Here is a 3,511-nt window from a genome sequence, read left to right as displayed (position 1 = left end):
GTGTCAACAAGGAATATTACAAATTGTTAACCGAGTCTTGAAAGCCTTGTGCTACAAAGGTTTGAAATGTTAAGAAAGATGTGACTAAAGGACAGCTTGATAAGGGGGGTGTCTGACAACTTTTAACACCTACCTACTTATGTTAGAAACTCCCCCCAAATATTCGGTTCTTGGTTTACCGGTTCATCTTCTCGATAACTACAGTCGTTGGTTAATAGATCGCGCCTATCAAGGTTTTGGTTCCCACGTTGTCACTCTCAATGCAGAAATGGCAATGTTAGGGGAAAATGATGCTAAAGTTGCCCAAGTTATTCGGGAAGCAGATTTAGTTATTCCCGACGGCGCGGGGATTGTTATTTACTTAAAATTAAGGGGCAGAAAACAAACCCGCTGCCCCGGTATTGAATTATCAGAATCCTTAATTACTGAGTTAGGAATGCAGGGAGAGAGTTTTCCTATTGCTTTTTTTGGTGGTCAACCGGGGATTACGGAAAAAGCGGCAAGTAATTGGCAAAAAAAGATACCTAATATCCGTATTCTGGCTAACCATGGTTATCTATCCTCCGAGGAAATGTCCGATTGGATTGAGGTATTAAAAGATCAACAACCGCGGTTAATTTTAGTTGGGTTGGGAGTACCCCGACAGGAATATTGGATTAGGGAACATCGATATCTCTGTCCCCAAGCTATCTGGGTAGGTGTGGGGGGTAGTTTTGATATCTGGTCCGGGACAAAAATCCGCGCCCCTCGCTTTTTCTGTGACAATAATTTAGAGTGGTTGTATCGACTCTATCAGGAACCTTGGCGCTGGAAAAGAATGTTAGCTTTACCTAAATTTTTCTGGCGCTCTCTTTTTTATTCCTAGCAATAGTTATTATAAATTCTTTTCGATAAAGGCAATCACTCGCTCTAATCCTTCCCGTGTTTTTAAGTTGGTGAAGATAAAGGGTTTATCTCCGCGCATCTTTTTGGCATCTCTATCCATCACTCCTAAATCTGCCCCCACCATCGGGGCTAAATCTATTTTATTAATTACCAATAAATCCGATTTGGTGATACCCGGTCCCCCCTTGCGAGGAATTTTATCTCCGGCTGCCACGTCAATCACATAGATGGTTAAATCTACTAATTCGGGGCTAAAGGTTGCCGCTAAATTGTCGCCACCACTTTCCAGAAAAATTAACTTTAAGTTAGCAAATTTTCTCTCTAACTGTTCAATGGCAACTAAGTTAATTGAGGCATCTTCGCGAATAGCTGTATGGGGACATCCTCCCGTTTCTACTCCTAAAATTCTTTCCGGGTCTAAAGCTTGCGATCGCACTAAAAATTGGGCATCTTCTTGAGTATAAATGTCATTGGTGACTACGGCGATCGGATATTGATCCCGCAAATTTTTACACAGGGCATCGAGCAGGGCTGTTTTTCCTGAACCCACCGGACCGGCAATTCCCACGCGCAAGCAAGACATAGTTTTTTCGGGAAAAAGTGAAAAGGAAAGGGTTAAAAATTTTGGGGCTATCCGATAGAAAAAAGAGGGGTTCGCAGGGCGACACGGATTCCCATTATAATAAAAGGTTAACGCAAATCTGAGAATTTGTCAAGCCTTTTTGTCAATAAATTTGGGGAAATCATCGACAAAAAGATCACCAAAAGTCAGTGATTTGGTAGCCAAAATCCGTTAACATCTGCCTAAATAGGGGCAAACTTAAACCGATAACATTACTGTGACATCCCTCTAATCTTTCCACGAATAGACCCCCCTTTCCTTCTAGGGCAAAACAGCCGGCACATTTGAGGGGTTCTTCGGTGTCAACGTAGGCAATAATTGTTTGATCGCTGATATTGGCAAAGTGAACTTTAGTGATCCCACAACGAGTCAAAGTTTGATGATTAACTCGATCGATTAAAGCATGACCTGTATAGAGTGTACCCACCAGACCGCGCATTTTTTGCCAACGATCAATCGCTTCTGATTTATCCTTGGGTTTGCCATAGACTTCCCCCGCTACTTCTAAGACGGAATCGCAACCAAGAATCAATCCTGTATCAAATTTAGGGGCGATCGTTTGCGCTTTACATTGGGCTAAAGTTTGGACAAGATGGAGAGTATCATCAGCATTAATTGTCGATTCATCAAAGTTACTCACCCGCACAATCGGATCAATTCCGACCATTTGTAATAGTTTTTTACGCGCAGGAGAAGCGGAAGCAAGAATCAAGGGAATGGACATAAGTTTTTTCAGTAAACAAGATAGGAGATAGTTAGGTAGGGTGGGTTAGGCAATGACAAATTATTAGACTTAATTATCAATTTATCTATTTGCCGTAACCCACCATCAGTTATCAGTTTTTTATCTATTTCTGCTAGGAATTGGCAGGATTTTCGGGGGGGAAATAACGATTTAAAATCTCAACCATGCGTGATTCTCTTTCTTCAATTTTGTCAAATCGATTGTAAAAATCTGACTGAACCTCATAAAAATCCGACATCGATCGAGTTAATTGTCCTAGCAGTTGATAAAGTCCCCGTCTGTCTTTTTCCCATTCTTTTTTAGACTCAGCAAGACTATTAGTTAACGCTTCGATCGATTTGGCGTTAGAATTAGCGATCGCTCTAGTTTCTTTTAATCCCTGATTGGTTTCCTGTAGTCCTAATTTAATCTCCTGTAATCCTAATCTAATCTCCTGTAGTCCTGATTTAATCTCCCGTAGTTCTGTTAGGGTATTTTCAGCAAGAGATTCGAGTCTATCTAGTCTATTTTCTTCCGAGTTACTCATATTCAGTTATCAGTTATCAGTTATCAGTTACCGGTTATCAGTTATCAGTTATCAGTTATCAGTTCCCCACTGATTACTGATTACTCATTCAGTAAGTAATCTCAATTAATTGTTAGATAGTGGGACAGGCTTCTGGTTCTTTGTATGTTATCTTTAATTGTAACCGGCTACCTAGTTGATGATAGGTGGTGCGTTACGACGGATTTTTACCTTTAAGTCAAAACAGGAATTTTTGCCGTCTAACGCACCCTACTGGACTGTTTCAGCTAATTTGGTGTATTAGAAAAATGCTATAAATTCTATAATCTAAGACTTTAAGCCAAAATCTATTGCCCTATTTTAGTTGAAACAGTCCACTACATTTTACTACATTTTACTATTGCCTATTGCCAGTGGTGCGTTACGACGGATTTTTACCTTTAAGTCAAAACAGGAATTTTTGCCGTCTAACGCACCCTACATTTTACTGAAAATTTCCTATCCTCTGACATTTAACTAACCGAGAAAGAATCAACGATAGTTTCAAAGAGTTCTTGAATTTGCGTCCAACGTTTTTGGGAAGTGGAAAGATTAAAAGAATAGAGTTTATGATTATGGCTCTTCGTTACTTGTTATGGTTCGATAGGGGGGCATAAATCGACTAAATCCTTATCTGGCAAGAGACTTAATTGATTAGTTCGCTCTAGATAAAAAACAATTGACAAAAATGGCTAAATGCCTTTCTATATAAGGG

Annotated in this window: 4 protein-coding genes and 1 pseudogene; 1 reads left to right on the top strand and 4 read right to left on the bottom strand. The window is 39.9% G+C overall.

Annotation, left to right across the window (positions count from 1 at the left end):
* Positions 1 to 139: 139 nt before the first annotated feature.
* Complete coding sequence (locus tag O9332_RS23655; RefSeq protein WP_288027657.1) at positions 140 to 865, top strand: WecB/TagA/CpsF family glycosyltransferase; 726 nt, start codon at positions 140 to 142, stop codon at positions 863 to 865.
* A 9-nt stretch (positions 866 to 874) separates the two neighbouring features.
* Here O9332_RS23655 and ureG read toward each other — a convergent pair whose 3' ends face one another.
* The 4 genes and pseudogenes from ureG to O9332_RS23635 all read right to left on the bottom strand — a co-directional run.
* On the bottom strand, positions 875 to 1,468 hold the full coding sequence (ureG, locus tag O9332_RS23650) for an urease accessory protein UreG (protein WP_002758991.1): 594 nt from the start codon (positions 1,466 to 1,468) through the stop codon (positions 875 to 877).
* A gap of 175 nt (positions 1,469 to 1,643) precedes the next feature.
* Complete coding sequence (locus tag O9332_RS23645; RefSeq protein ID WP_002758992.1) at positions 1,644 to 2,231, bottom strand: Maf family protein; 588 nt, start codon at positions 2,229 to 2,231, stop codon at positions 1,644 to 1,646.
* Between the two features lie 133 nt (positions 2,232 to 2,364).
* Complete coding sequence (locus O9332_RS23640) at positions 2,365 to 2,778, bottom strand: hypothetical protein (RefSeq protein WP_288027656.1); 414 nt, start codon at positions 2,776 to 2,778, stop codon at positions 2,365 to 2,367.
* A 491-nt stretch (positions 2,779 to 3,269) separates the two neighbouring features.
* A pseudogene (locus tag O9332_RS23635) lies at positions 3,270 to 3,374 on the bottom strand (PsbP-related protein); the annotation flags it as partial.
* Between the last annotated feature and the right edge of the window lie 137 nt (positions 3,375 to 3,511).

The organism is Microcystis sp. LE19-10.1B, from assembly GCF_027530565.1.
GTDB classification, from domain to species: Bacteria; Cyanobacteriota; Cyanobacteriia; order Cyanobacteriales; family Microcystaceae; genus Microcystis; species Microcystis aeruginosa.
The sequence above is the reverse complement of the archived record's forward strand: the minus strand, read 5'-3'. Positions and strand labels throughout refer to the sequence as shown.

Excerpts from the sequence above, each read along its gene's own strand:
- O9332_RS23655 (WP_288027657.1), top strand. The coding sequence starts at position 140 with ATGTTAGAAACTCCCCCCAAATATTCGGTTCTTGGTTTACCGGTTCAT.
- ureG (WP_002758991.1), bottom strand. The coding sequence starts at position 1,468 with ATGTCTTGCTTGCGCGTGGGAATTGCCGGTCCGGTGGGTTCAGGAAAA.
- O9332_RS23645 (WP_002758992.1), bottom strand. The coding sequence starts at position 2,231 with ATGTCCATTCCCTTGATTCTTGCTTCCGCTTCTCCTGCGCGTAAAAAA.
- O9332_RS23640 (WP_288027656.1), bottom strand. The coding sequence starts at position 2,778 with ATGAGTAACTCGGAAGAAAATAGACTAGATAGACTCGAATCTCTTGCT.